This window comes from Pseudomonas sp. PAMC 29040 (genome assembly GCF_003994535.1).
GTDB lineage: Bacteria > Pseudomonadota > Gammaproteobacteria > Pseudomonadales > Pseudomonadaceae > Aquipseudomonas > Aquipseudomonas paraversuta.
Genome location: NZ_RZAA01000005.1, coordinates 57,172 through 82,226, shown reverse-complemented (window position 1 = coordinate 82,226; position 25,055 = coordinate 57,172). Strand labels below are relative to the sequence as shown.

Genomic DNA, 25,055 nt, shown 5'->3' with positions numbered 1-25,055 from the left:
TTGCGCAGGTGCCCCATGAGCGACCAGCAAGAATTCCCGGACAATACAACTGAGTACACCGATGTAGAGCACACCGAGACCGAATCAACCGAACACGCTGCAGGTACTGAGCTGGCCTTGCCGGGGCAGAATCTGCCGGACAAGGTTTACATCATCCCGATTCACAATCGGCCGTTCTTCCCGGCGCAAGTGTTGCCGGTCATCGTCAATGAAGAGCCCTGGGCCGAAACCCTGGAGCTGGTCAGCAAGTCGCCGCATCATTCGCTGGCGCTGTTTTTTGTCGACACCCCTCCCGATGATCCCCGCCACTTCGACACCTCCAGCCTCCCGGAATACGGCACGCTGGTGAAGGTGCATCACGCCAGCCGCGAAAACGGCAAACTGCAGTTCGTGGCCCAGGGCCTGACCCGCGTACGCATCAGCATGTGGCTCAAGCACCACCGTCCACCGTATCTGGTGGAGGTTGAATACCCGAAAGAAAATACCGCCCCCACCGACGAGGTGAAGGCGTACGGCATGGCGCTGATCAACGCGATCAAGGAGTTGCTGCCGCTCAACCCGCTGTACAGCGAAGAGCTGAAAAACTATCTCAATCGCTTCAGTCCGAATGACCCGTCGCCGCTTACCGACTTTGCCGCAGCATTGACCTCGGCCACCGGCAACGAGCTGCAAGAAGTGCTCGATTGCGTACCGATACTCAAGCGCATGGAAAAAGTCCTGCCGATGCTGCGCAAGGAAGTCGAAGTCGCGCGGCTGCAAAAAGAAATTTCGGCCGAGGTCAATCTCAAGATCGGCGAGCATCAACGCGAGTTCTTCCTCAAGGAACAGCTCAAGGTGATCCAGCAGGAACTGGGACTGACCAAGGATGATCGCAGCGCCGATATCGAGCAGTTCAAGCAACGTCTTGAGGGCAAGACCCTGCCCCCCCAGGCACAAAAACGCATCGACGAAGAAATGAACAAGCTGTCGATTCTGGAAACCGGATCGCCCGAATACGCGGTGACCCGCAATTATCTGGACTGGGCGACAGCGGTGCCGTGGGGCGTGTTCGGTCAGGACAAGCTCGACCTCAAGCACGCGCGAAAAGTGCTCGATGCCCACCATGCCGGGCTCGATGATATTAAAAACCGTATCCTCGAGTTTCTGGCCGTAGGTGCCTACAAAGGCTCGGTCAGCGGCTCGATCGTGCTGTTGGTCGGCCCTCCCGGGGTGGGTAAAACCAGCGTCGGCAAATCCATTGCCGAATCCCTGGGGCGCCCGTTCTATCGCTTCAGCGTTGGCGGCATGCGCGATGAAGCCGAGATCAAGGGCCACCGGCGCACCTATATCGGCGCCCAGCCGGGCAAGCTGGTACAGGCACTGAAAGACGTTGAAGTGATGAACCCGGTGATCATGCTCGACGAGATTGACAAGATGGGCCAGAGCTTCCAGGGCGACCCGGCCTCGGCGTTGCTCGAAACCCTTGATCCGGAGCAAAACGTCGATTTCCTCGACCACTATCTGGACCTGCGCCTGGACCTGTCCAAAGTGCTGTTCGTGTGTACCGCCAACACCCTGGACTCGATCCCTGGGCCATTGCTCGACCGTATGGAAGTGATTCGCCTCTCCGGTTACATCACCGAAGAAAAGATCGCCATTGCCAAGCGCCACCTGTGGCCCAAGCAACTGGAGAAAGCCGGGGTATCAAAAAACAGCCTGAGCATCAGCGACAGCGCCCTGCGTGCCGTGATCGACGGCTACGCCCGTGAAGCCGGGGTGCGCCAGCTGGAAAAACAGCTGGGCAAGCTGGTACGCAAAGCGGTGGTCAAGTTGCTGGATGATCCCGCGGCGGTGATCAAGATCGGGCCCAGGGATCTCGAAGCTTCGCTGGGCATGCCGCCGTTTCGTAACGAGCAGGTCATCAGCGGCACCGGAGTCATTACCGGTCTGGCCTGGACCAGCATGGGCGGCGCCACCCTGCCGATCGAGGCAACCCGCATCCACACCCTCAATCGCGGCTTCAAGCTGACCGGACAGCTGGGGGATGTGATGAAAGAGTCGGCCGAAATTGCCTACAGCTACATCAGCGCCAATCTGCAGAAATTTGGCGGCGACCCGCGCTTCTTCGATGAAGCCTTTGTGCACTTGCACGTGCCGGAAGGTGCGACGCCCAAGGACGGTCCGAGTGCCGGTGTGACCATGGCCAGTGCCTTGTTATCGCTGGCCCGCAATCAGGCACCGAAAAAAGGCATCGCCATGACCGGCGAGCTGACGCTGACCGGGTACGTGTTACCGATTGGCGGCGTGCGTGAAAAAGTGATTGCGGCACGCAGGCAGAAAATTCACGAGTTGATTCTGCCCGAACCTAACCGGGGCAACTTTGAGGAGCTGCCGGACTACCTGAAAGAGGGTATCACCGTGCATTTCGCCAAGCGCTTTGCCGATGTGGCCAAAGTACTGTTCTGAAACAAGGGAGAATTTTCCGGCCCTTGCTGCAGGCTCGTTTCACTCGCCAGCGGCTACGGCAATCGGGTCGTTACAACACCCGAACGCCGTGGCGTCGCTGACGAGGTACGGGGCTGCGATAGACGGCGCAGCAAGCCCCCCCTGACTGAAGCCCCGTGCCTCGTCAGCGACTACAGGAAGCTACGGGAATCATGGGTTATGCTGCGCCCTTGTATTCGTCTGACCGGAGCCATCAATGCCCCATGCACGTATCCTCTCACTGCTCAGCCTCAGCCTGCTGACAGCCTGTGCGCACCCGCCTGCGAACAACCTCACCGTTGAAGATCAAAGCGACTGTCCGATACAACTGCACAACGGGCAAAATTTGACCCTGTCGCTGCCAAGCAATCCCACCACGGGTTACCGCTGGGCGATTCAGGACTCTGCCGGGGGCATTCTGCGCAGCCTGAGCCCTGAGGTTTACAGCAGCACCGACAACGGCCAGTTACTGGGAAGCGGCGGGCAATCGACCTGGCGCTTTCAGGCATTTGCCACCGGCAACGGGCGCCTGCGCCTGACCTCTCAGCAGCCCTGGGAGCCAGAAGCCGAACCCGCGCAAACATTCGATTGCCAGATCACGGTGAACTGACATGCCATGGCTGATTCTCGCGGTCATGGGTGCCGGCGCGTACCTGTACGGCCTGAGCATGCACGCCACGCTCCTGTGTCTGATCAGCAAAGCCGTCCCGGTGCTGGCCCTGCTCGGCTGGCTGCAGGATGCACCGCCCAGTGCCTATCGGCGCTGGATCAGCATCGGCCTGATGTTTTCCCTGCTCGGCGACATACTGCTGGCCTGGCCGGTGGACCTGTTTGTATATGGCCTGGGCGCGTTTTTGTTTGCCCACCTGGCTTACCTCAAGGCCTACCTGGTGGACTGCCGCCGCCCGGCGCTGCCGGCACTGGCATTGGCGTTACTGGCAGGCATCAGTCTGCTGAGCGTGATGGCAGCCAAGGGATTGGGGGACTTGTTGATCCCGGTCTGCATTTACGCCCTGACCATCAGCGCCATGCTCTGGCGCGCGCTGGCCCGGCTGGGCAGTGGCGTACCCGGGCGCTCGGCGTGGCTGGCAGCGGCCGGGGCGCTGGCATTCGTCGCCTCCGACAGCATGATCGGGATCAACCGTTTTGTGCTGTCGTTCGATGCTGCGCCCTACCTGATCATTCTCACTTACTGGCTCGGGCAATGGGGTATTGCCGCCTCGGCGTTTAGCCAGAGCAAACGCGATCACTGACAGGCTGGCGCCCCGGCGCGTTGAAGATGCGCGGTTTATCAGACAGACCGCGCATCCCGGCGCCAACTTGGCTAAAATGCGCGCCCTTCAAATATTCCAGCGCCGGAACCGTCGTGAGCAAAGAACCTGACCGTATTTTCGCCCAGCCCCTGGCCCAGGTGCCGGACTTCGCCTTTAACGAGGACGTGGTGCGGGTGTTCCCGGACATGATCAAGCGCTCGGTGCCGGGCTACCCGACCATTGTCGAAAACCTTGGTGTGCTTGCTGCCCAGTTCGCTCAGCCCGACAGTGTCCTGTACGACCTGGGCTGCTCGTTGGGTGCCGTCACCCAGGCCCTGCGCCGACATGTACGCAGTGAAGGTTGCCAGGTGATTGCGGTGGATAACTCGTCAGCCATGGTCGAGCGCTGCCGCGAATACCTCAACGCCCAGAACTCGATGTTCCAGGAGTTGCTGCCGGTTGATGTGATTGAAGGCGACATCCTGGCGCTGGAGTTCAAGCCCGCCTCGGTGGTGGCATTGAACTTCACCCTGCAATTTATCGCCCCCGAACAGCGCCTGGCCCTGCTCGCACGGATTCGCCAGTCATTGCTGCCCGGCGGCGCACTGATCCTCTCGGAGAAGCTGCGCTTCAATGATCCCGAGGAACACGCCCTGCTCACCGATTTGCACGTTGCCTTCAAGCGTGCCAATGGCTACAGCGATCTGGAAATCGCGCAAAAGCGCAGCGCCATCGAAAACGTCATGAAGCCCGACAGCCTCGAAGAACACCGCGAGCGCCTGCTGGCGGCCGGGTTCTCGAAAGTCGTGCCGTGGTTCCAGTGTCTTAACTTTGCCTCGTTGATTGCCTTGCCATGATTGATCTTTCCCCCCTCGCCCGGCGTCTGGCCGGCACTCCACTGGCTGCATGGGCCAACACTCTGCAAGCGCAGCTCGACGTCAAAATGGAGAAAGGCCACGGCGACCTGGAGCGCTGGCAAAGCGCGCTGGATGCCTTGCCCGACGTGAAGCCGACCGAGATCGACCTGCTCAACGGCCTGACCCTGGACACCGACTGCGACGATGCAACCCGCACGCAAATGCGTCAGGCACTGATGGGCCTGTCGCCGTGGCGCAAAGGACCGTTCGACCTGTTCGGCGTACACGTCGACACCGAATGGCACTCGGACTGGAAGTGGTCACGGGTCGCACCGCATATCAACCTCAAGCACAAACGCATCCTCGATGTCGGTTGCGGCAACGGTTACTACATGTGGCGCATGCTCGGCGCCGGCGCCCATAGCGTGATCGGGGTTGATCCGAACTGGTTGTTCTTCTGCCAGTTCCAGGCCGTGCAGCGCTTCCTGCAACAAGAAGCTGCCTGGCACCTGCCCTTCCCGTTCGAAGACCTGCCGCCGAACCTGGAAGGTTTCGACACCGTGTTTTCCATGGGCGTGTTTTACCACCGCCGCTCGCCGATCGAACACTTGCTGGCCCTCAAGGATTGCCTGGTCAAGGGTGGCGAACTGGTGCTGGAAACCCTGGTCATTGAAGGCGACGTCAATCAGGTGCTGGTGCCTGAAGACCGCTATGCGCAAATGCGCAACGTGTGGTTCCTGCCGTCGATCCCGGCGCTGGAGCGCTGGCTGCGCCGTGCCGGTTTCAGCGACGTACGCTGCGTGGACGTAAGCACCACCACCGTAGAAGAACAACGGGCGACTGAGTGGATGAAGTTCCAGTCCCTGAGCGACTACCTGGACCCGAACGACCCCGGCAAAACCGTCGAAGGCCTGCCGGCGCCGATGCGCGCAGTGATCATCGCCAGGAAATAAGAAACCCGAAACGCTGTAGGAGCGAGCTTGCCTCGCGAGCTTTTCCGATGCACCACGAACAGCTCGCGAGCAAGCTCGCTCCTACAGTTAATTCATGTGCCCGGCAGCCGAAGCGCAAAGCCCACGCCCCCGTAGGAGCGAGCTTGCCTCGCGATGCAGGCTACGCGGTCCCTCCATGAATCTGCGTTGAGCCTGTCGCGAGGCAAGCTCGCTCCTACAGAGGCAGAGGGGCGTTATTTGGCCCGACGGGCCTTGAAGAATTCGCTGAGGATAGCTCCGCACTCTTCGGCCAAGACCCCGCCTTCGAACAGCACCCGGTGATTCAGAAAGCCCTGGCTGAAGAACTGCCCCTGACTTTGCACAATTCCCGCCTTGGGCTCCAGCGCGCCGTACACCACCCGAGCCACCCGGGAGTGGACGATCAGGCCCGCGCACATGCTGCACGGCTCCAGGGTCACGTACAGGGTGCTGCCGGGCAGCCGGTAGTTGCTGACCGCCGCTGCGGCTGCACGGATGGCAACCATTTCAGCATGGGCGCTGGGGTCGCTGCCGCTGATCGGGCAGTTAAACCCGCGGCCGATAATTTCACCGTTTTGCACCAGCACCGCGCCCACCGGCACTTCGCCCAGGGCCGCGCCCTGAGCCGCCAGCGCCAGCGCTTCACGCATGTAGTCCTGATCGCGGCTGCGATCGATGATTTGCGGTTGACGCCCTTGTCGCATCAGGAAACCTCAATTGCGGCCATAAGGCCGGTTTCCATGTGGTCAATCACATGGCAGTGGAACATCCACACGCCGGGATTATCCGCCACCAGTGCCACGCGGGCACGTTCGTTTTTACCCAGCAGGTAGGTATCGGTGAAGTAGGGAATGATTTTTTTGCGATTGGACGCCAGCACCTTGAAGCTCATGCCGTGCAGATGGATCGGGTGCTGGTACTGGGTCATGTTCTTCAATTCGAAGATATAGCTCTGACCCAGCTTGAGTTTGGCTATCGGCCGATCGGCGCAGGTCTTGTCCTTGATGTCCCAGGCCACGCCGTTGATCTGCCACAGGCTGGGCGGCTGGTCAGGGCCCAGGTTCTCGGAAACCGAGCCGACCCATTCAAAGTTGAAGTTGATCTTTTCAGCGTTCGCCACATCGGGCTCGGCAATCGGGTTGGCGGGCAACGCCGGTGGCCACTCCACCGCCGCAGCGTTGCTGGCAACCGAGCGCAGCGTGCCCAAACGTACGGGACCGTCTCGCAGTGACAACTCTTGCCCTGCCGCCGGAGCCTTGATCGCCAGGCAAATACGCATGCCGGGGCCCAGCCAGTATTCCTTGCCCAAAGGCCGTGGCTCGACGGGGTTGCCATCCAGGGCATAAATTCTGGCTTCGATACCCGGGATGTTCAGACGATAGGTCAGGGTATTGTCGAGGTTGAGGATGCGCACCCGGGTGATCTGTCCGGCTGGCAAATCAATGGTCGGCACGTGGCTGCCATTAATCGTCGACAGGCGTCCCGGGGTGCCGCCACGGGCGGCTTCACGGGTAATGCTGAACGGCAGAAAACCGCCCTCTTCATCCACGTGCCAGTTTTTAATGCTCAGGGTACGCTCGTGCTGGAAACCGGTGGGCTCGCGCTCCTCGACAATCAGCGGCCCGACCAGACCACGGCCCAGTTCTTCGCTGCTGTTGACGTGGGGGTGGTACCAGAAACTGCCGGCATCCGGCACACGGAACTTGTAGTCGAAGTATTCACCGGGCAATACCGGCAATTGCGAAACATAAGGCACACCGTCCATTTCCAGCGGCAGTCGGATACCGTGCCAGTGAATGGTAGTGGCTACCGGAAGATGGTTGATAAAGCGCACCCGCAGCCACTCCCCCTGTCGCACCCGCAGCTCGGTGCCGGGCGCCGACGGACCGAAGGCCCAGGCTTCGGTTTGATGACCGGGCACCAGTTCCACATCCAGCGGCGCGGCAATCAGCTCATAGTCGTGGCCAGCCTCGGCATCGGCCATCTTGCCCAGCCAGTAACGCGAAGCGCCTCCTGCGCCAACACCCACCACTACCAGGCCGGCCAGACCACCGAGTATTTGTCGACGGGTAAAGGACATTGATTCAACTACCTCTCGTATCCGGCGCGGGCGTGCAGCCCGCAAAAGGCGAATACGATACACCTGCAATTGCGAAACAGTAAGGGCTGCATCCTGCTTCTGTCGGAGCGAGCTGTTGAAAAGCTCGCTCCTACAGGTTGGGGGTACAGAAATAAAAAAAGGGCGGTCAACACCCAGTGTTGACCGCCCTTTTCAAATCAGACCGGTTACCCGGCCGGACTTATTCCCACTCAATCGTTGCCGGCGGCTTGCTCGACACGTCGTAAGTAACGCGGGAGATGCCTTCGATTTCGTTGATGATGCGACCGCTGACGGTTTCAAGCAGCTCGTAAGGCAGGTGTGCCCAACGCGCGGTCATGAAGTCGATGGTTTCAACGGCACGCAGGGCTACAACCCAGGCGTAACGACGGCCATCACCTACCACGCCAACCGATTTCACCGGCTGGAACACCACGAATGCCTGGCTGACTTTGTGATACCAGTCGGCCTTGCGCAGCTCTTCGATGAAGATGTGGTCAGCACGACGCAGAATGTCGGCGTATTCCTTCTTCACTTCACCCAGGATGCGCACGCCCAGACCCGGGCCCGGGAACGGGTGACGGTAGACCATGTCGTACGGCAGGCCGAGTTCCAGACCCAGACGGCGGACTTCGTCCTTGAACAGTTCGCGCAGAGGCTCGACCAGCTTGAGGTTCATCTCGTCCGGCAGGCCGCCCACGTTGTGGTGCGACTTGATGACGTGAGCCTTGCCGCTTTTGGCGCCAGCCGACTCGATCACGTCCGGGTAGATGGTGCCCTGGGCCAGGTACTTGATGTTGTCCAGTTTGCAGGATTCGGCATCGAACACGTCGATGAAGGTACGGCCGATGATCTTGCGCTTTTTCTCCGGATCGCTTTCGCCAGCCAGGTTGTTCAGGAACTGGTCCGCCGCGTTGGCGCGGATCACTTTAACGCCCATGTTCTCGGCGAACATGGCCATTACCTGCTCACCTTCGTGCAAACGCAGCAAGCCGTTGTCCACGAATACGCAGGTCAGCTGATCGCCGATCGCCTTGTGCAGCAATGCCGCCACCACCGAAGAGTCAACGCCGCCGGACAGGCCGAGCAATACGTTGTCAGTGCCGACCTGGGCGCGGATGTTGGCGATTGCGTCTTCAGCGATTTTCGACGGCGTCCACAGGGCTTCGCAGCCGCAGATGTCGAGGATAAAGCGCGACAGGATGCGGCCGCCTTGCTTGGTGTGGGTCACTTCCGGGTGGAACTGCACGCCGTAGTAGCCGCGGGCATCGTTGAACATGCCGGCAATCGGGCAGCTCGGGGTGCTGGCCAGAATGTGGAAGTCGGATGGCATTCTGGTGACCTTGTCACCGTGGCTCATCCACACATCCAGACCGAACAGGCCGTCAGCGTCGATGTGGTCTTCAATGCCGTCGAGCAGGCGGCTTTTGCCGACTACGTCTACGCGGGCATAACCGAACTCGCGCAGCTCGGAACCTTCAACCTTGCCGCCCAGTTGCTCGGCCATGGTCTGCATGCCGTAGCAGATACCGAAAACCGGTACGCCCAGGTCAAACACGGCTTGTGGTGCGCGCGGGCTGTCGGCTTCGTGCACGGATTCCGGGCCACCGGCAAGGATGATGCCTTTAGGTGCGAATTCGCGGATCGCTGCGTCATCCATGTCGAACGGGTGCAGTTCGCAGTAAACGCCGATTTCGCGCACGCGACGGGCGATCAGCTGGGTGTACTGGGAACCGAAGTCCAGAATCAGGATACGGTGAGCGTGAATGTCGAGGGCCATGACAAAATCTCGATTAATTTCAGAAACGACACGGGGCTGAATCAAACAGCCCCGGTGACTTAATTCGTATCGCACCCGGGTTTTGACCCGGATGCGATCACTATCAACTTACGCGATAGTTTGGCGCTTCCTTGGTGATCTGCACGTCGTGGACGTGGGATTCAGCCATACCGGCGCCGGTGATGCGTACAAACTCGGGCTTGGTGCGCATTTGTTCGATGTCGGCACAGCCGGTGTAACCCATCGAAGAACGCAGACCGCCCATCAGTTGGTGCACGATTGCGGTCAAAGAACCTTTGTACGCCACGCGACCTTCGATGCCTTCCGGCACCAGCTTCTCGGCACCCGCAGAGGAGTCCTGGAAGTAACGGTCGGAGGAACCCTGGGATTGCGACATCGCACCCAGCGAACCCATACCGCGGTAGGCCTTGTAAGAACGGCCCTGGTACAGCTCGATTTCGCCTGGTGCTTCTTCAGTACCGGCAAACATCGAACCCATCATCACGCAGGATGCACCGGCGACGATGGCCTTGGACAGGTCACCCGAGAAGCGGATGCCGCCGTCGGCGATCAATGGTACACCGCTGCCTTCAAGGGCTGCGGCTACATTGGCAATGGCACTGATTTGCGGCACGCCGACACCGGCTACGATACGGGTGGTGCAGATCGAACCAGGACCGATACCGACCTTGACCGCATCGGCACCGGCTTCAGCCAGGGCCAGGGCAGCAGCGCCAGTGGCGATGTTGCCGCCAATTACCTGTACTTCAGGAAAGGTTTGCTTGACCCAGCGAACACGGTCGATCACGCCTTTGGAGTGGCCGTGCGCGGTGTCGACAACCACCACGTCAACGCCTGCAGCCACGAGGGCGGCAACACGGTCGGCGGTGTCTTTGCCGGTTCCCACTGCCGCGCCTACACGCAGACGACCCTGGTCGTCCTTGCTGGCCAGCGGGTAAGCCTTGGCTTTTTCGATGTCGTTGACGGTCATCATGCCTTTAAGGGCAAATTTGTCGTCGACGATCAGTACGCGCTCGATGCGGTGCTTGTGCAACAGCTCGCGGGCTTCGTTCTTGTCGGCGCCTTCCTTGACCGTGACCAGACGCTCTTTAGGCGTCATCACTTCACGAACGGTGGCTTCCAGACGGTTTTCGAAACGCACGTCACGGGACGTCACGATGCCGACCAGGTCGCCATTGTGCAGTACAGGAACGCCGGAGATGTTGTGCAGGCGGGTCAGTTCGAACAGTTCGCGAACAGTGGCATCGGCTTCGATAGTGATGGGTTCTTTAACCACACCGGCTTCGTAGCGCTTCACTTTGCGCACTTCGTGAGCTTGCTGCTCGATGGTCATGTTCTTGTGGATGATGCCGATACCGCCTTCCTGAGCCATGGCGATTGCCAGACGGGCTTCAGTCACGGTGTCCATTGCAGCGGAAACCAGAGGAATATTCAGTTCAATGCCACGGGTCAAACGAGTCTTAAGGCTGACTTCGTTCGGGAGAACCTCGGAATAACCGGGGACGAGAAGGATGTCATCGAATGTGAGTGCTTCTTGGCTGATACGCAGCATCGCTGGGGCTCCCGAGCGGGAAAATGGAAGCGCGTTATTGTACTCAAAACACCTTCATCTCTCAACGGAAACCTTTAGAGAGTTTTGCGCTAAAGGCCATGATTTATTGACTCCCAGGGCAGATTCCAGATGATAGTGCGGCCTTGATTCCTGCTGGAGCCGGGTTGCCGGCGATTCAGACGGCCCGGCGGGCAGAGCCAGCTCAGCGATGCTATCGCTGGCAAGTCAGCTCCCACAGCTTCAGAGCTCGACCTTGACCCATGCCACCGGCTGGTCGAGCCAGTCGGCGAATTCGTCGAGGAAGCTCTGCTTGAAGCCCGCCTCGGCCCAGTTGTTGAAAATGAAGCCCAGATTGGAGAATGCGCACGGCTGCAGGAACAGAAAACCGTTGATGTCATCTTCATGGGCGCACAGCGGACAAATGAAGTTGTCGGTTCGGCCCGGCATCCACTCTTCCAGGCTTTCGAACAGCGCTTCACCGACTTCCTTGCGGCATTCGGCACAGCCTGCCTCTTCGAGAAACCCCTTGGCCGGGGTGTAGATGCAACGCTTGGTGATGATTTCCAGACCATTGACCGGCTGACCGAACGGCAGCGCTTCAGGGTGCAGCACCACACTGGCGGCGCCCGGCGCGATGGCGTAGGCCATACGGCTGCCGCCGCGGCCACAGGTGCTCAGCTCTTGCTCAATGATGTTCTTGCGCACCAGCCAGCGCACGATGGCCCGGGCCCGGGGTTCGTGAACCGGCAAGGTGGATATTCTGGGAACGATGATGCTTTGCGAATTCATGGGTACGGCACATGTACGTGAGATGGAAGCAGCACACATAACCTGCGGGAGCCGGGCTAGCCCGCGATGGCACCATCGCGCTCAAGCCATAAACCGGGCAATTTTTTGCATCGCCGGCAAGCCAGCTCCCACAGGAGATAGCGTTTGGTGCGCAGCTTAATGCCTCACCGTGGCAGGTCAAGCACTCAGATAACGCGCAATCAACGCAATCCCGCTGGCCAGTACCAGCCATGTGACCAGCCGCACAAAGGCTTCGCGAGACAATTTGCGGGTCAATCGGCGACCGATCCACAAGCCCAGCGCCATCGCCGGTAACAGACAAGCGGCAAGCAACAGCAGCGCACCATCGGCATAGACGCCAGCAATTACAAACAGGCCCAGGCGCACCATTGTGCTGCAACTGATCAACGCACTTTGCGTTGCCCGCGCAGCATCCTTGGGCAAGCGCGCATTCAGATACAGCGCGTATAGAAAGCCGCCACTGCCAAACAACGCACCAAACAGACCGCCCGTAATACCGGTGGGAATCGCCCAGCCTGCAGCTACCCGACCCGGGCGCACCGTCACTGCCAGGCTATAAATCGCATAGGCGGTAATGAAAATACCCATCAACAGCAACAACAGATCTGACTTCAGATTGAGCAAAAACACTACCCCGACCGTGCAGCCCAGCGCCATGCACGGCAACAATCGCAACAATTCGGGGCGGGCTACTTCACGTCGCGCGGGCAGCCAGTTGCCAAAGGCCGCGACAAAATCCAGCAGTACCAGCAACGGGATGATTTTCGATAACGGCAGGCACAGGATCAAAATCGGTCCGGCCACCAACGCCGTGCCAAACCCCGCGACTCCGAACACGATATAGGCCAGAGCAATGCCCAGCTCGATCAACACCCACTCGGCACCGGTAAAAGGCAAGTCCATGGCTTTTCATCCTTGTTTTAGTGGCGCGACTTTAACCAGACAGGTGCAGTGATAACAATCCACCCTTATGATGGCGCGCATGATTAAAGATCCTTTTGCACGACTCAACCTCGACCGAGAAGTCCTGACTGTCAGCCAGCTCAATGGCCGGGCGCGGGTCTTGCTCGAAGACGTGTTCAGCAACATCTGGGTAGAGGGCGAAATCTCCAACCTCGCCCGCCCGGCCTCCGGCCATGTTTACTTCACCCTCAAAGACAGCGGCGCCCAAGTGCGCTGTGCACTGTTTCGCAATAACGCAGCCCGGGTGCGCCAGGCACTCAAGGATGGCCTGGCAGTAAAGGTGCGCGGCAAGGTTTCGCTGTTTGAAGGCCGCGGTGATTACCAGTTGATCCTCGATACGGTTGAGCCGGCTGGCGATGGCGCGCTGCGACTGGCCTTCGATGCACTGAAAGAAAAACTCGGCGCCGAAGGCCTGTTCAGTGCCGAGCGCAAGGTGCCCTTGCCGGCTCATCCGCAACGGATCGGAATTATCAGCTCACCTACCGGAGCGGTGATTCGCGACATCATCAGCGTGTTCCGCCGCCGCGCGCCGCAAGTTGAGCTGACCCTGATTCCCACCGCGGTACAGGGCCGAGAAGCCACGGCGCAAATTGTCCGGGCACTCAAGTTAGCCGATGCCCGGGGGTTCGACGCGCTGATCCTGGCCCGTGGCGGCGGCTCGCTGGAAGACCTGTGGTGCTTTAACGAAGAAGCCGTGGCCCGCGCCGTGGATGCCTGCGTCACCCCTATCGTCAGTGCGATCGGGCACGAAACCGATGTTTCGATCAGCGACTTTGTCGCCGACGTGCGCGCGCCAACGCCATCGGCTGCCGCGGAGTTGCTGGCCCCGGACTCCAGCGACCTGCAACGGCGTATCGACAGCCTGCATCGACGTCTGGTGATGCGTATCCGCGACCGCTTGATGCGTGACCGCCTGCGCCTGGATGGTCTGGCCCGCCGCCTGCGCCACCCGGGCGAGCGGCTGCGCCAGCAGGCCCAGCGCCTGGATGACCTGGACATGCGCATGCGCCGCGCCTTTGAGCGCAGCCTCAATACCCGTCGCGAACGCTTGATCCGGCTCGAAACGCGGCTGGCAGCGCAGCATCCAGGCCGGCAACTGGCCCTGTTGCGCCAGCGCCTGGACAGCCTGGCCGAGCGCTTGCAACGGGCCATGGGGGAAGGCCTCAAAAGCCGGCGCCTGCAACTGCAAAGCCAGATCCAGACCTTGCATGTGGTGAGCCCGCTGGCCACCCTGGGCCGGGGTTACAGCATCTTGCTGGATGAACGCGGCAACGCCATCCGCAGCGCCACACAAACCCGTCCCGGCCAGCGCTTGCAGGCCAGGCTGGGCGAAGGCCAGTTGCTTGTACGCGTGGAGGACAACCACCTCACGCCTGTCACCCTTTCATTACTGGATTGATCGATGCCGCGTTTTCTCTCTGCACTATTGCTGCTGTGTCTGACCTGTAACGCTCACGCAGCCGACAGCTACATCACCCGCTTGCTGAACAAGCCGGTACCGGGCGGAGTTGCCGTCATTGAACTGGGCACCGGCGCCCAGCCCCCCAAGGCCAGCTATCAAGGCAAGCCGGTGCTGGTGGTCAAGGAGCAAGACACATGGCGAGCGATCGTCGGTATCCCCTTGACCGTAAAGCCCGGCCCCCAGCAGATCAGCTCCGCCGGACGTGACCTGAGTTTCACGGTCGGCAGCAAGAAATACCCTGAACAGCGCATTACCCTGAAGAACAAGCGCCAGGTCAATCCGAACCCGGATGACATCAAGCGTATCGACAACGAACTGGCAGTGCAGCTCAAGGCGTACCGCACGTTCAGCCCCAATACTCCGAGCAACCTGTTGCTGGACAAACCGGTCAACGGGCCGCTGTCGAGCAAGTTCGGCGTGCGTCGCTTCTTCAACGGCGAAGAACGCAATCCCCATGCAGGACTGGACTTCGCTGTGCCCGCGGGCACCCCGATCAAGACCCCTGCCGCTGGCAAAGTGATTCTGATCGGCAATTACTTCTTCAACGGCAACACCGTCTTTGTTGACCATGGCCAGGGGTTTATCAGCATGTTCTGCCATATGTCGAAGATCGACACCAAGGTTGGCCAGCAATTGGCACGGGGTGATGTGGTGGGCAAAGTGGGCTCGACCGGACGTGCTACCGGTCCGCACATGCACTGGAATGTCAGCCTGAACGATGCCCGGGTCGATCCGGCGATTTTCATTGGTGCGTTCCAACCCTGATCCGGCTCTTGCAAGAGGCGGCTGCTCGCAGCATCAGACGCCTTACAGTCGCCAACCAGCGCAATAATAATTACCGCAGCGATAAATAACCGCAATAAATGCTCGAATATTGACCATATTCGAGCAGTTCTCTCAATGTTTTTTCGTCGCTTGCCATCTTCCAGCCCAATGGTTAGGGTTGAAGTCATGAAAACCTCTCACACCCTCATTCTGCTTCGTCAACACCGCAGCCTTTGCCTCGTCAGCGCACGACTGCAAAGCTAATCGCGGTGCCTCGCCCTTGTGCTTTGTATTTCTTCGGCTGGCCGCCTCTTGATAGTCGGCAAGCAAAATAAGGATTGCCTGATGACCATGCTCAAAGACCCTTCTTCCAAGTACCGCGCCTTCCCGGTCATTGATTTGCCTGACCGTACCTGGCCATCGAAAACCATCACCAGCGCGCCAATCTGGTGCAGCTCCGACCTGCGCGACGGCAACCAGTCGCTGATCGAGCCGATGGATGCGGTAAAGAAGCTGCGCTTCTGGAAGACCCTGGTCAGTGTTGGCGTTAAAGAGATTGAGGCTTCGTTCCCGGCCGCATCCCAGACCGACTTCGACTTCGTGCGCAGCTTGATCGAAGACGGCCACATCCCGGACGACACCACTATTCAGGTGCTGACCCAGGGCCGTGAAGACTTGATTGCCCGCACCTTTGAATCCCTGCGCGGGGCGAAAAAGGCCATCGTTCATTTGTACAACGCGACTTGCCCGGCGTTCCGCCGCATCGTGTTCAACCAGGACAAGGAAGGCATCAAAGAGATCGCCGTCAGCGCTGCCAAGCTGTTCGTCAAATATGCCGCTCAGCAGCCTGAAACCCACTGGACGTTCGAGTACTCGCCCGAAACCTTCAGCGCCACCGAACTGGAGTTCGCCAAGGAAGTCTGTGACGCAGTGATCGAGGTCTGGAACCCGACGCCCGAGCACAAGATGATCCTCAACTTGCCTGCCACCGTTGAGTGCGCCACTCCGAACATCTATGCCGACCAGATCGAATGGTTCGGCCGTCATATCAATCGCCGTGACAGCGTGCTGATCAGCCTGCACACCCACAATGACCGCGGCACCGGCGTTGCCGCTACCGAGCTGGGCTTGATGGCCGGGGCTGATCGGGTTGAAGGCTGCCTGTTCGGCAATGGCGAACGTACCGGTAACGTCGACCTGGTGACTGTGGCCCTGAACATGTACACCCAGGGTCTGAACCCCGGGCTGGACTTCTCGGACATCGATGGCGTGCGCAAGGTCGTCGAAGAGTGCAACCAGATCCCGGTCCACCCGCGTCACCCCTATGTGGGCGATCTGGTGCACACCGCGTTCTCCGGCTCGCACCAGGATGCGATTCGCAAAGGATTCTCTCAGCAAAAACCGGATGCCTTGTGGGAAGTTCCATACCTGCCGATCGATCCGGCTGACATTGGCCGCAGCTACGAAGCCGTGATCCGGGTTAACAGCCAGTCAGGCAAAGGCGGTATTGCTTACCTGCTGGAGCAGGAATACGGCATCAGCTTGCCGCGCCGGATGCAGATCGAGTTCAGCCAGGTGGTTCAGCGCGAAACCGACCGCCTGGGTCTGGAGATGACAGCCCAGCAGATCCACAGCTTGTTGCACAGCGAATATCTGCAGGCCAACACCCCTTACGCACTGGTCAGCCACAAGCTGCAGGAAGAGAACGGCCATAGCGCGGTAGAAGTTGAAATCTCTGCCAAGGGCGCTGGCGAGACCAACCTGCGCTGGAGCGGCAAAGGCAACGGCGCGCTGGAAGCGCTGGTGGCAGGGCTGCCGGTGAAAGCCGAGATCATGGACTACAACGAGCACGCTATCGGCGCTGGCACCAATGCCAAGGCAGCGGCCTATATCGAGTTGCGAGTCAATGGTGAGCGTGCCGTGCACGGTGTGGGCATTGATGAAAACATCACCACCGCCAGCTTCAAGGCCCTGTTCAGCGCCCTGAACCGCTCGCTGAGTGAAGCAGAAGCCAAGGCTGCTTAAAGCCGCCGGCCTGAAACGCAAAAGCCCCCAAGGTGTAAAAACCTTGGGGGCTTTTTTGTGCCGGATGTTCAACCCTCTGCAGGCGCGAGCTTTTCAATGCGCAGAGCTCGCTCCTGCAGGTGCCGTTTAGTGCAGGTCGAAGGTATCCGCATCCAGATAGGCCGGGAAGCGCTCGCGGTAGGCCGCCAGCTCACCCGCCGTCAGGCATACCTGAAATACCCCGTCCGCTTCGCCGGCACTGAGCAGCGACTCGCCCTGAAAGTCAAAGACATGGCTGTCACCGGTATAAACCATGCCCTTGCCGTCTGTCCCCACCCGGTTAACCGCCGCCACATAACACAGGTTCTCGATGGCGCGCGCTGGCAGTAACCGGTTCCAGTGCAGCCGTCGCGCACCCGGCCAACTGGCTGTATACAGCAGCAGATCGGTATCGTGGGGGTCGCAACTCCACACCGGAAAGCGCAGGTCGTAACAAATCAGCGGGCGAACACGCCAGCCCTTCACTTCGAATTGAACCTGACGCTCACCCGGCGTGAAGTGCTCGTGCTCACCGGCCATGCGAAACAAGTGACGCTTGTCGTAGTGCAGCACCTCGCCATCCGGGCGTGCCCACAACAGCCGATTGCGATGGCTGCCGTCAGCGGCCCGCACAATCACGCTGCCTGTGACCACCGCATCGAGATCCTTGGCCCGGGCCTGCAACCACTTGCTGGTGGGACCGTGCTCGGGCTCCGCCAGGGTTTTGGACTCCATGCTGAAGCCGGTTGTGAACATCTCGGGCAAGACCACCAGGTCTGCCCCCCGCGCCTGTTCGAGCAACTCGTCAAAGTGCGCAAAATTGGCCTCGCGATCGTGCCAGGCCAATGTGGTCTGCACCAGGGCAACGGTTAAATCGGGTAACCCACTTAGATCACGCATAGTTTTTCTGCTGCTGCACGCAGCGTCTCCTCGCGTTTGGCAAAACACAGGCGGACCAGACGTTGCCCTGGGGGCGGGGTCTGGTAGAACACCGAAACCGGAATTGACGCCACCCCGTGTTCACGGGTCAGCCATAGGGCCATGTCGACGTCATTGAGGTCCGGACGAATAAGGGAATAGTCCACCAACTGGAAATAGGTCCCGGCCACCGGCTTAAAGGTAAAGCGCGACGGGCTTAACAGATCACAAAACAGGTCGCGCTTTGCCTGGTAAAACGCCGGCAGTTCTTCAACATGCTCGGGGTGGGCCTCCATGAAGTCGGCCAGTGCGTACTGCAAAGGGGTAACTCCGCAGAAGCTGACGTACTGATGGACCTTGCGCAACTCTGCCGTCAGGGCCGCTGGCGCCACCACGTAGCCAGTTTTCCAGCCGGTGACGTGATAGGTCTTGCCGAAGGAACTGACAACGAAGGCCCGATGGTACAGCTCGGGATGGGACAAAACACTGACATGGGGCACGCCATCGAACACCAGATGCTCATACACCTCATCGCTGATGATGTAGATATCGCGGTCCGCAATCAGCGCAGCCAACTGGTCCAGCTCGGCCCGGCTGATCAAGGCGCCGCTAGGATTATGCGGGCTGTTGAGGATGATCATGCGAGTGCGGGGCGTCAGTGCGTCTTCGAGCTTCTGCCAGTCGATGGAGAAATCAGCCAGCCCCAGTTGCACATGGACACAACGGCCACCGGCCAGCTCGACCGAAGGCTCGTAGCTGTCGTAGCACGGGTCAAACACAATGACCTCGTCACCGGGGTGAATCACCGCCTGAATCGCACAGAAGATGGCCTGGGTGGCACCGGGGGTGATGGTTACCTCGCTGTCGGCATCGACTTGCACAGCGTAACTACGGGCAATTTTCGCCGCGACCTGCACCCGCAAGGCAGGCAAGCCGGTCATGGGCGAGTATTGATTGTGGCCACTGGCGATGTGATGTCCCACCGCATCGCGCAAGGCTTGCGGGCCATCGAAGTCAGGAAACCCCTGAGACAGGTTGAGCGCGCCGGTTTCAGTCGCGAGCTGCGACATGCGCGTGAAAATAGTGGTGCCGACATTCGGCAACTTGCTGGTAATCATGGCCGTTCCCTGTGATGTTCCCGGCTCTGACTACGGCACAGGACCCATCGAGGATAGCCCAAACCCCAGACACGAAAAAGGGCCGATCAAGGCCCTTTTTCGTTGCGACAAGAGGTTGCGGATCAGCGCTTGTCTTTGCGCTTCTTCTCGGCTTTCTTGTGGTGCGACATCATGCGGCGCTTCTTGTTGACCTGACGGTCGGTCAGCGAGTTCTTGTTGGCTTCGTACGGGTTCTCGCCACCTTTGAACTCGATGCGGATCGGCGTACCGACCAGCTTCAAGACACGACGGTAGGTGTTTTCGAGATAACGGACGTAAGACTTTGGAACCTTCTCGACCTGGTTACCGTGGATCACAATAATCGGCGGGTTGGCACCACCCAGGTGGGCATAGCGCAACTTGATCCGGCGGTTGTTGACCATCGGCGGCGCGTGCTCGCCAACTGCGTCTTCCAGGATCTGGGTCAGACGGTTGGTCGGCCAGCGGGTAACCGCTGACTTGAAGGAGTTCTGCACCGACTGGTACAGGTTACCTACGCCCGTGCCGTGCAGCGCCGAGATGAAGTGGATGTCGGCGAAGTCGACAAAGAACAGACGACGGGTCAATTCGACCTTGACGAACTCGCGCTCGCTCGGCGTCATGCCGTCCCACTTGTTGATCGCGATGACCAGAGCCCGACCGGCCTCCAGCGCAAAGCCCAACAGGTTGAGGTCGTGGTCGACCACGCCTTCGCGGGCATCCATCACAAAAATAACCACGTTGGCGTCTTTGATGGCCTGCAGGGTTTTGACCACGGAGAATTTTTCTACTTCTTCGTGGATCTTGCCGCGCTTGCGCACACCCGCGGTGTCGATCAGCGTGTACTTCTCGTCGTTACGCTCGAACGGGATGTAGATACTGTCGCGCGTGGTGCCCGGCTCGTCATAAACGATAACCCGGTCTTCACCCAGCATGCGGTTGACCAGCGTTGATTTACCAACGTTAGGCCGACCGATGATGGCGATCTTGATCCCGTCTTTTTCGCTCGGGCCCGGGATGCGCTTGGCTTCCTGACCTTCAAGAACGACTTCGGCTTCGCCTTCTTCTTCCTCTTCCGGATCTTTCGGGAAGTCGCTCAGGGCGATTTCCAGCATCTGGGTGATACCACGACCATGGGCACCGGCGATCGGAATCGCATGGCCCATACCCAAGGGGGCAAATTCTGCACGCGCCAATTCAGGATCGATGTTGTCGACCTTGTTGGCGACAACATACGAGCGCTTGTTACGTTTGCGAAGGTGTTCGCCAATCATCTGGTCAGCGGCTGTGAAACCCGCTTTTGCATCTACCAGGAACAGAACGACGTCAGCTTCTTCGATAGCCAGCAGCGACTGCTCGGCCATCTTTTCGTCCATACCGTGCTCGTCACCGGAGATACCGCCGGTGTCGACCAGAATGTAGGAACGCCCTTGCCACTTGGCCTCACCGTATTGGCGATCACGGGTCAGACCGGACAAGTCGCCGACGATGGCGTCGCGAGTCCTGGTCAGGCGGTTGAACAAGGTGGACTTGCCGACGTTAGGTCGGCCCACCAGGGCGATTACGGGAACCATGCGGCTCTCCACTTCGTTATTTCAGAAAATACAAAAGCCGCTGCAAGGCAGCGGCCAGAGTTCGGAACAGCACAAATGTGCCGCAAGCCTTGCCAGGGCAAGGCTGCCTGAGACCCTAGAGCCTCAAGCATAGACGCCTTAGCGAATGGTCAGGGCTTCCAGTTTGCCGCTGTTACCAAACACGTAAATCATGTCACCGACCACCAGCGGACGCGCCCGAAGACCATCACTGTCTATGCGGGTACGGCCCACGAAACGACCATCGACCTGGCTTAGCAGGTGCAGATAGCCTTCCATGTCACCGACTGCCACATAGCTGGAGAAGACTTCCGGAGCCGACAATTGACGGCGGGCCAGAGCGTCGTTGCTCCATAGTGCAGTGGTCGAACGTTCATCGATGGCTTCAACAGTACCGGACGCCAGACTGACGTAGACGTTACCAAAACCTTGTGCGACACCTGCATAACTGGAAGCATCACGCTGCCAGAGCACGCGGCCGGATTCCATCTCCAGTGCTGCCATGCGGCCCTGGTAGCTGGCAACATACAGCGTGCCACCGGACAGCAGCAGACCACCGTCGATATCGACGATACGCTCGAGTTCCGAACGGCCTTGCGGGATGGCAACCCGTTGCTCCCACACCGGCACGCCGTTTCGAGTATCAAGGGCAACGATTTTACCGGTCGAAAGACCGGCAATTGCCAGGTGGTTGGTTACCAGCGGTGCACCGGTACCACGCAAGGTCAGAACACCCGGCGTGCTGTCGTAGATCCAGCGCTGGTCACCGGTTGAAGCATCCAGACCTACCAGATGGTCGTCCTGGGTTTGCACCACGACGATGTCACCGTTGGTCTGTGGTGGAGCAAGCACTTCGCTGTTAACACGAGAGCGCCATTTTTCTTCACCCGTGCTGGCGTCCAGGGCTACTACGTCACCTTGCAAGGTACCGAGCATCACCAGGCCATAGCCAACACCTACGGCGCCAGAAACAGGCAGTTCGAGGTCTTTCTTCCACTGAACGTCGCCGTTCATGCGGTCCAAGGACATCACTACACCGGTCACGTCAGCCGCGTAGATGGTATTACCTTCAACAGCCGGAACCAGCATGTTGTAGGTCTTACCCTGACCGTCACCGATCGAGCGATCCCACTGCTTTTGCAGAACGACTTCTTCTTTGAAGTCAGTCAGCTCGGCTGGCGGAAGTTCTTTTTTGCTGTTGCTGCTGCAACCCGCGGCCAAAATGACCAGAGCCAGCAATGCCGCATGTTTCCAACGCATCACTTCACGCATCTCCTTTGGCCAGGTCGTCGAGCTTGATTTGTAAGCCACCGACAGCCGCTTCATCGGAGAGCGCTGCTTTGGCTTTTTCGTAGGCGCTGCGTGCGTCGTCAGTGCGACCCTGCTGAACCAGCAAGTCGCCCTTCAGCTCTTCACGGCTGGCCAGGAATGCCTTGTCGGAATCGACTTCGAGCAACTTCAGGGCATCGTCAACTTTGCCCTGGGCTGCCAGAACCTGAGCCAGACGCTGACGCGCCACTTCACCCAGGGTCGAATTCGCCGGTTTGTCGACAATGATTTTCAGCTCGGTGGCGGCGTCATCAAGCTTGCCGTTGTCCACTGCAACCTTGGCCACAAAAAGACCGCCAAACTGTGCGTAGGCCGTACCTGCGTATTCGTTTTTCAACTTGCTGGCCAGATCCGCCACACGGGCCACATCGGGCTGACCGTCAGGCGTGAGGGTGGCCTCAAGCAATTGCTGGTAGAGCATCGACGCGCCTTGCGACTGATTGCTCTGATATTTGTGCCAAAGCTGCCAGCCAGCCACTACCACCAGTGCCAGCAGGGCGCCAGTAACCAGGGGTTTGCCGTTACGCTGCCACCAGTCTTTCAACTCGCCCAGCTGATCATCATCGTTACTCGACACCCCAACACTCCTTATTCGCTAATTCGGCTGTTTTACAGCTTCAACCCTGCACGATGCAGGTGGCCAAGTGCTCGGCAAGAGCATCCCAGGCAATCGTTTGTTGTTCGCCCTGGCCACGCAGGGGTTTGACGCCTACTACTTGCTGGGCCAATTCGTCGTCACCCAGGATCAGTGCATACAGCGCACCGCTCTTGTCGGCCTTCTTGAACTGGCTTTTGAAGCTGCCAGCGCCGGCATTGATCTGCAAGCGCAGGTTTGGCAGTTGATCACGAACACCTTCGCTCAACGTCAGGGCAGCCAGTTCAGCAGCCTCACCGAAAGCACACAGGTAAACATCAACCTGACGTGCGATTTCTGCCGGGACTTGCTCAAGGGTTTCGAGCAGCAGGATCAAGCGCTCGATACCCATTGCAAAACCGACGCCCGTGGTGGGCTTGCCACCCATCTGTTCGACCAGACCGTCATAACGACCACCGGCACACACGGTGCCCTGGGCACCGAGTTTGTCAGTGACCCACTCAAATACGGTTTTGCTGTAGTAATCGAGCCCGCGAACCAGCTTGGGGTTGATCACGTAAGGAATCCCGGCAGCATCCAGGCGCGCCTTGAGGCCCTCAAAGTGCACACGGGACTCTTCGTCCAGGTAATCCACCAGCTTCGGGGCATCAACCAGAACCGCCTGGGTATCGGCGTTCTTGCTGTCGAGCACCCGCAGCGGGTTGGATTTCAAGCGACGCTGGCTGTCTTCGTCAAGCTCGCTCAGACGCGAGGACAGGTATTCGACCAGCGCGGCACGATAACGTGCACGGGCTTCGCTGGTGCCCAGGCTGTTGAGCTCAAGCGTGACCGCATCGCGGATACCCAGTTCGCCCCACAGGCGCCAGGTGAGCACGATCAGTTCGGCATCGATATCCGGACCATCCAGGTTGAATACTTCAACCCCGATTTGATGGAACTGGCGATAGCGGCCTTTTTGCGGGCGCTCGTGGCGGAACATGGGGCCGATGTACCACAGCTTTTGAACCTGGCCGCCACCGGTAATGCCGTGTTCCAGCACCGCACGTACGCAGGCAGCCGTACCTTCGGGACGCAAAGTCAGCGAATCGCCGTTGCGGTCTTCGAAGGTGTACATCTCTTTTTCGACGATATCGGTCACTTCACCGATCGAGCGCTTGAACAGCTCGGTGAATTCAACGATTGGCATGCGGATTTGCTTGTAACCGTAGTTATCCAGCAAACGCGAGACCGTGCTCTCAAAGTAGCGCCATAGAGGCGTCTGCTCAGGCAGGATGTCGTTCATGCCACGAATGGCTTGCAAAGACTTGCTCACAGAAAATCCTTTATTCGTTTGATTAGCCGCGCGCGATAACTGCTGCGTCAGCTTCGACCTTTTCGGCCGCTTTCTGCCGGATCAGCCTTTCGAGCTCATCCACCAGATTTTCATTCGTCAACTTCTGCGACGGCTTGCCGTCGATGTAAATCAGGTTCGGTGTACCGCCGGTCAAGCCCACATGGGCTTCTTTCGCCTCGCCGGGGCCGTTGACCACACAACCGATCACCGCCACATCCAGCGGTACCAGCAGGTCTTCAAGCCGCACTTCGAGTTCGTTCATGGTTTTCACCACGTCGAAGTTCTGCCGCGAGCAGCTTGGACAGGCAATAAAGTTGATGCCACGCGAGCGCAGGTGCAGGGACTTGAGGATGTCGTAACCGACTTTTACTTCCTCGACCGGGTCTGCCGCCAGAGAGATGCGAATAGTATCGCCAATCCCTTCGGCGAGCAGCATACCTAGGCCCACGGCAGATTTCACTGTGCCTGAACGCAAACCGCCGGCTTCGGTGATACCTAAATGCAGCGGCTGGACGATTTCCTTGGCCAGCAAACGATAGGCCTCAACCGCCATGAATACGTCCGAGGCCTTTACGCTGACCTTGAAGTCCCTGAAATTCAGGCGTTCGAGGTGCTCAACGTGACGCAGTGCCGACTCAACCAGAGCAGCAGGCGTCGGCTCGCCGTATTTCTTTTGCAGGTCTTTTTCCAGCGAACCGGCGTTGACCCCGATACGGATCGGAATACCGCGATCACGGGCAGCATCAACCACTGCACGCACACGGTCTTCGCGACCGATGTTGCCCGGGTTGATCCGCAGGCAGTCCACACCCAGTTCGGCCACGCGCAAGGCGATCCGGTAATCGAAGTGGATATCGGCAACCAGGGGCACCTTGACCAGTTGCTTGATGCGACCAAAAGCTTCGGCTGCATCCATATCGGGCACGGAAATGCGCACGATATCGACGCCTGCGGCTTCCAGCCGGTTGATCTGGGCAACAGTCGCAGCCACGTCATTGGTGTCACTGTTGGTCATGCTCTGTACGGCAATAGGGGCATCGCCACCTACTGGCACCGAGCCAACCCAGATTTTTCGCGATTCGCGACGTTTGATTGGTGATTCGCCGTGCATGAC

21 protein-coding genes are annotated in these 25,055 nt (G+C 59.3%); 8 read left to right on the top strand and 13 right to left on the bottom strand.

From position 1 onward, the window contains the following. Nucleotides 1-15: 15 nt before the first annotated feature. From lon to cmoB, 5 genes are all read left to right on the top strand, one after another. Complete coding sequence (gene lon, locus WG29040_RS10370; protein WP_127196111.1) at nt 16-2,445, top strand: endopeptidase La; 2,430 nt, start codon at nt 16-18, stop codon at nt 2,443-2,445. A 235-nt stretch (nt 2,446-2,680) separates the two neighbouring features. After that, complete coding sequence (locus tag WG29040_RS10365) at nt 2,681-3,073, top strand: protease inhibitor I42 family protein (protein ID WP_003443281.1); 393 nt, start codon at nt 2,681-2,683, stop codon at nt 3,071-3,073. A gap of 1 nt (nt 3,074) precedes the next feature. Beyond that, nucleotides 3,075-3,716, top strand: coding sequence for a lysoplasmalogenase (locus WG29040_RS10360; protein WP_003443283.1), 642 nt, complete (start codon nt 3,075-3,077; stop codon nt 3,714-3,716). Between the two features lie 113 nt (nt 3,717-3,829). Continuing rightward, a complete protein-coding gene (gene cmoA / locus WG29040_RS10355) occupies nt 3,830-4,573 on the top strand; it encodes a carboxy-S-adenosyl-L-methionine synthase CmoA (RefSeq protein WP_127196110.1) in 744 nt (247 codons plus the stop codon). Then, on the top strand, nt 4,570-5,526 hold the full coding sequence (cmoB, locus tag WG29040_RS10350) for a tRNA 5-methoxyuridine(34)/uridine 5-oxyacetic acid(34) synthase CmoB (RefSeq protein ID WP_003443286.1): 957 nt from the start codon (nt 4,570-4,572) through the stop codon (nt 5,524-5,526). Before cmoA ends, cmoB begins: the two co-directional genes overlap by 4 nt. A 233-nt stretch (nt 5,527-5,759) precedes the next feature. Here cmoB and tadA read toward each other — a convergent pair whose 3' ends face one another. The 6 genes from tadA to WG29040_RS10320 form a co-directional block, all read right to left on the bottom strand. Next, on the bottom strand, nt 5,760-6,248 hold the full coding sequence (gene tadA, locus WG29040_RS10345) for a tRNA adenosine(34) deaminase TadA (protein WP_127196109.1): 489 nt from the start codon (nt 6,246-6,248) through the stop codon (nt 5,760-5,762). Continuing rightward, nucleotides 6,248-7,624, bottom strand: a complete 1,377-nt coding sequence (locus WG29040_RS10340) for a multicopper oxidase family protein (protein WP_003443290.1) — start codon at nt 7,622-7,624, stop codon at nt 6,248-6,250. The genes tadA and WG29040_RS10340 overlap by 1 nt, the downstream gene beginning before the upstream one ends. 220 nt (nt 7,625-7,844) lie before the next feature. Next, nucleotides 7,845-9,422, bottom strand: a complete 1,578-nt coding sequence (guaA, locus tag WG29040_RS10335; RefSeq protein WP_003443331.1) for a glutamine-hydrolyzing GMP synthase — start codon at nt 9,420-9,422, stop codon at nt 7,845-7,847. A gap of 103 nt (nt 9,423-9,525) precedes the next feature. Beyond that, on the bottom strand, nt 9,526-10,995 hold the full coding sequence (gene guaB / locus WG29040_RS10330; protein WP_003443333.1) for an IMP dehydrogenase: 1,470 nt from the start codon (nt 10,993-10,995) through the stop codon (nt 9,526-9,528). A 240-nt stretch (nt 10,996-11,235) separates the two neighbouring features. After that, nucleotides 11,236-11,784 carry a hypothetical protein gene (locus WG29040_RS10325; protein WP_003443334.1) on the bottom strand — a complete coding sequence of 183 codons (549 nt, stop codon included), beginning with the start codon at nt 11,782-11,784 and terminating at the stop codon, nt 11,236-11,238. Nucleotides 11,785-11,961: 177 nt separating this feature from the next. After that, nucleotides 11,962-12,708 carry a sulfite exporter TauE/SafE family protein gene (locus WG29040_RS10320; RefSeq protein WP_127196108.1) on the bottom strand — a complete coding sequence of 249 codons (747 nt, stop codon included), beginning with the start codon at nt 12,706-12,708 and terminating at the stop codon, nt 11,962-11,964. Between the two features lie 79 nt (nt 12,709-12,787). On the opposite strand from WG29040_RS10320, the gene xseA reads away from it, so the two are divergent. The 3 genes from xseA to leuA all read left to right on the top strand — a co-directional run bounded on the left by xseA (nt 12,788) and on the right by leuA (nt 17,020). Beyond that, nucleotides 12,788-14,167, top strand: coding sequence for an exodeoxyribonuclease VII large subunit (gene xseA, locus WG29040_RS10315; RefSeq protein WP_003443336.1), 1,380 nt, complete (start codon nt 12,788-12,790; stop codon nt 14,165-14,167). Nucleotides 14,168-14,170: 3 nt separating this feature from the next. After that, nucleotides 14,171-14,995, top strand: coding sequence for a peptidoglycan DD-metalloendopeptidase family protein (locus WG29040_RS10310; RefSeq protein ID WP_003443337.1), 825 nt, complete (start codon nt 14,171-14,173; stop codon nt 14,993-14,995). Between the two features lie 345 nt (nt 14,996-15,340). Continuing rightward, nucleotides 15,341-17,020 (top strand): 2-isopropylmalate synthase, encoded by a 1,680-nt coding sequence (gene leuA, locus WG29040_RS10300; RefSeq protein WP_003443338.1) that lies wholly within the window; start codon nt 15,341-15,343, stop codon nt 17,018-17,020. A gap of 126 nt (nt 17,021-17,146) precedes the next feature. Here leuA and WG29040_RS10295 read toward each other — a convergent pair whose 3' ends face one another. From WG29040_RS10295 to ispG, 7 genes are all read right to left on the bottom strand, one after another. Beyond that, a complete protein-coding gene (locus WG29040_RS10295) occupies nt 17,147-17,938 on the bottom strand; it encodes an amidohydrolase (protein WP_003443339.1) in 792 nt (263 codons plus the stop codon). Further along, the gene (locus tag WG29040_RS10290; protein ID WP_010655615.1) at nt 17,926-19,074 is read right to left on the bottom strand and encodes a pyridoxal phosphate-dependent aminotransferase; all 1,149 of its coding nucleotides are present in this window, start codon (nt 19,072-19,074) and stop codon (nt 17,926-17,928) included. Before WG29040_RS10290 ends, WG29040_RS10295 begins: the two co-directional genes overlap by 13 nt. Before the next feature lie 122 nt (nt 19,075-19,196). Then, complete coding sequence (der, locus tag WG29040_RS10285; protein ID WP_003443342.1) at nt 19,197-20,666, bottom strand: ribosome biogenesis GTPase Der; 1,470 nt, start codon at nt 20,664-20,666, stop codon at nt 19,197-19,199. 138 nt (nt 20,667-20,804) lie between these two features. Next, a complete protein-coding gene (bamB, locus tag WG29040_RS10280; protein ID WP_029612229.1) occupies nt 20,805-21,956 on the bottom strand; it encodes an outer membrane protein assembly factor BamB in 1,152 nt (383 codons plus the stop codon). Further along, entirely contained in the window at nt 21,949-22,590 is a 642-nt protein-coding gene (locus tag WG29040_RS10275; protein WP_003443347.1) for a tetratricopeptide repeat protein, read from the bottom strand. Before WG29040_RS10275 ends, bamB begins: the two co-directional genes overlap by 8 nt. A 40-nt stretch (nt 22,591-22,630) precedes the next feature. Continuing rightward, entirely contained in the window at nt 22,631-23,920 is a 1,290-nt protein-coding gene (gene hisS / locus WG29040_RS10270; RefSeq protein WP_003443349.1) for a histidine--tRNA ligase, read from the bottom strand. A gap of 22 nt (nt 23,921-23,942) precedes the next feature. After that, nucleotides 23,943-25,052, bottom strand: a complete 1,110-nt coding sequence (gene ispG / locus WG29040_RS10265) for a flavodoxin-dependent (E)-4-hydroxy-3-methylbut-2-enyl-diphosphate synthase (RefSeq protein WP_003443351.1) — start codon at nt 25,050-25,052, stop codon at nt 23,943-23,945. Nucleotides 25,053-25,055: the final 3 nt, after the last annotated feature.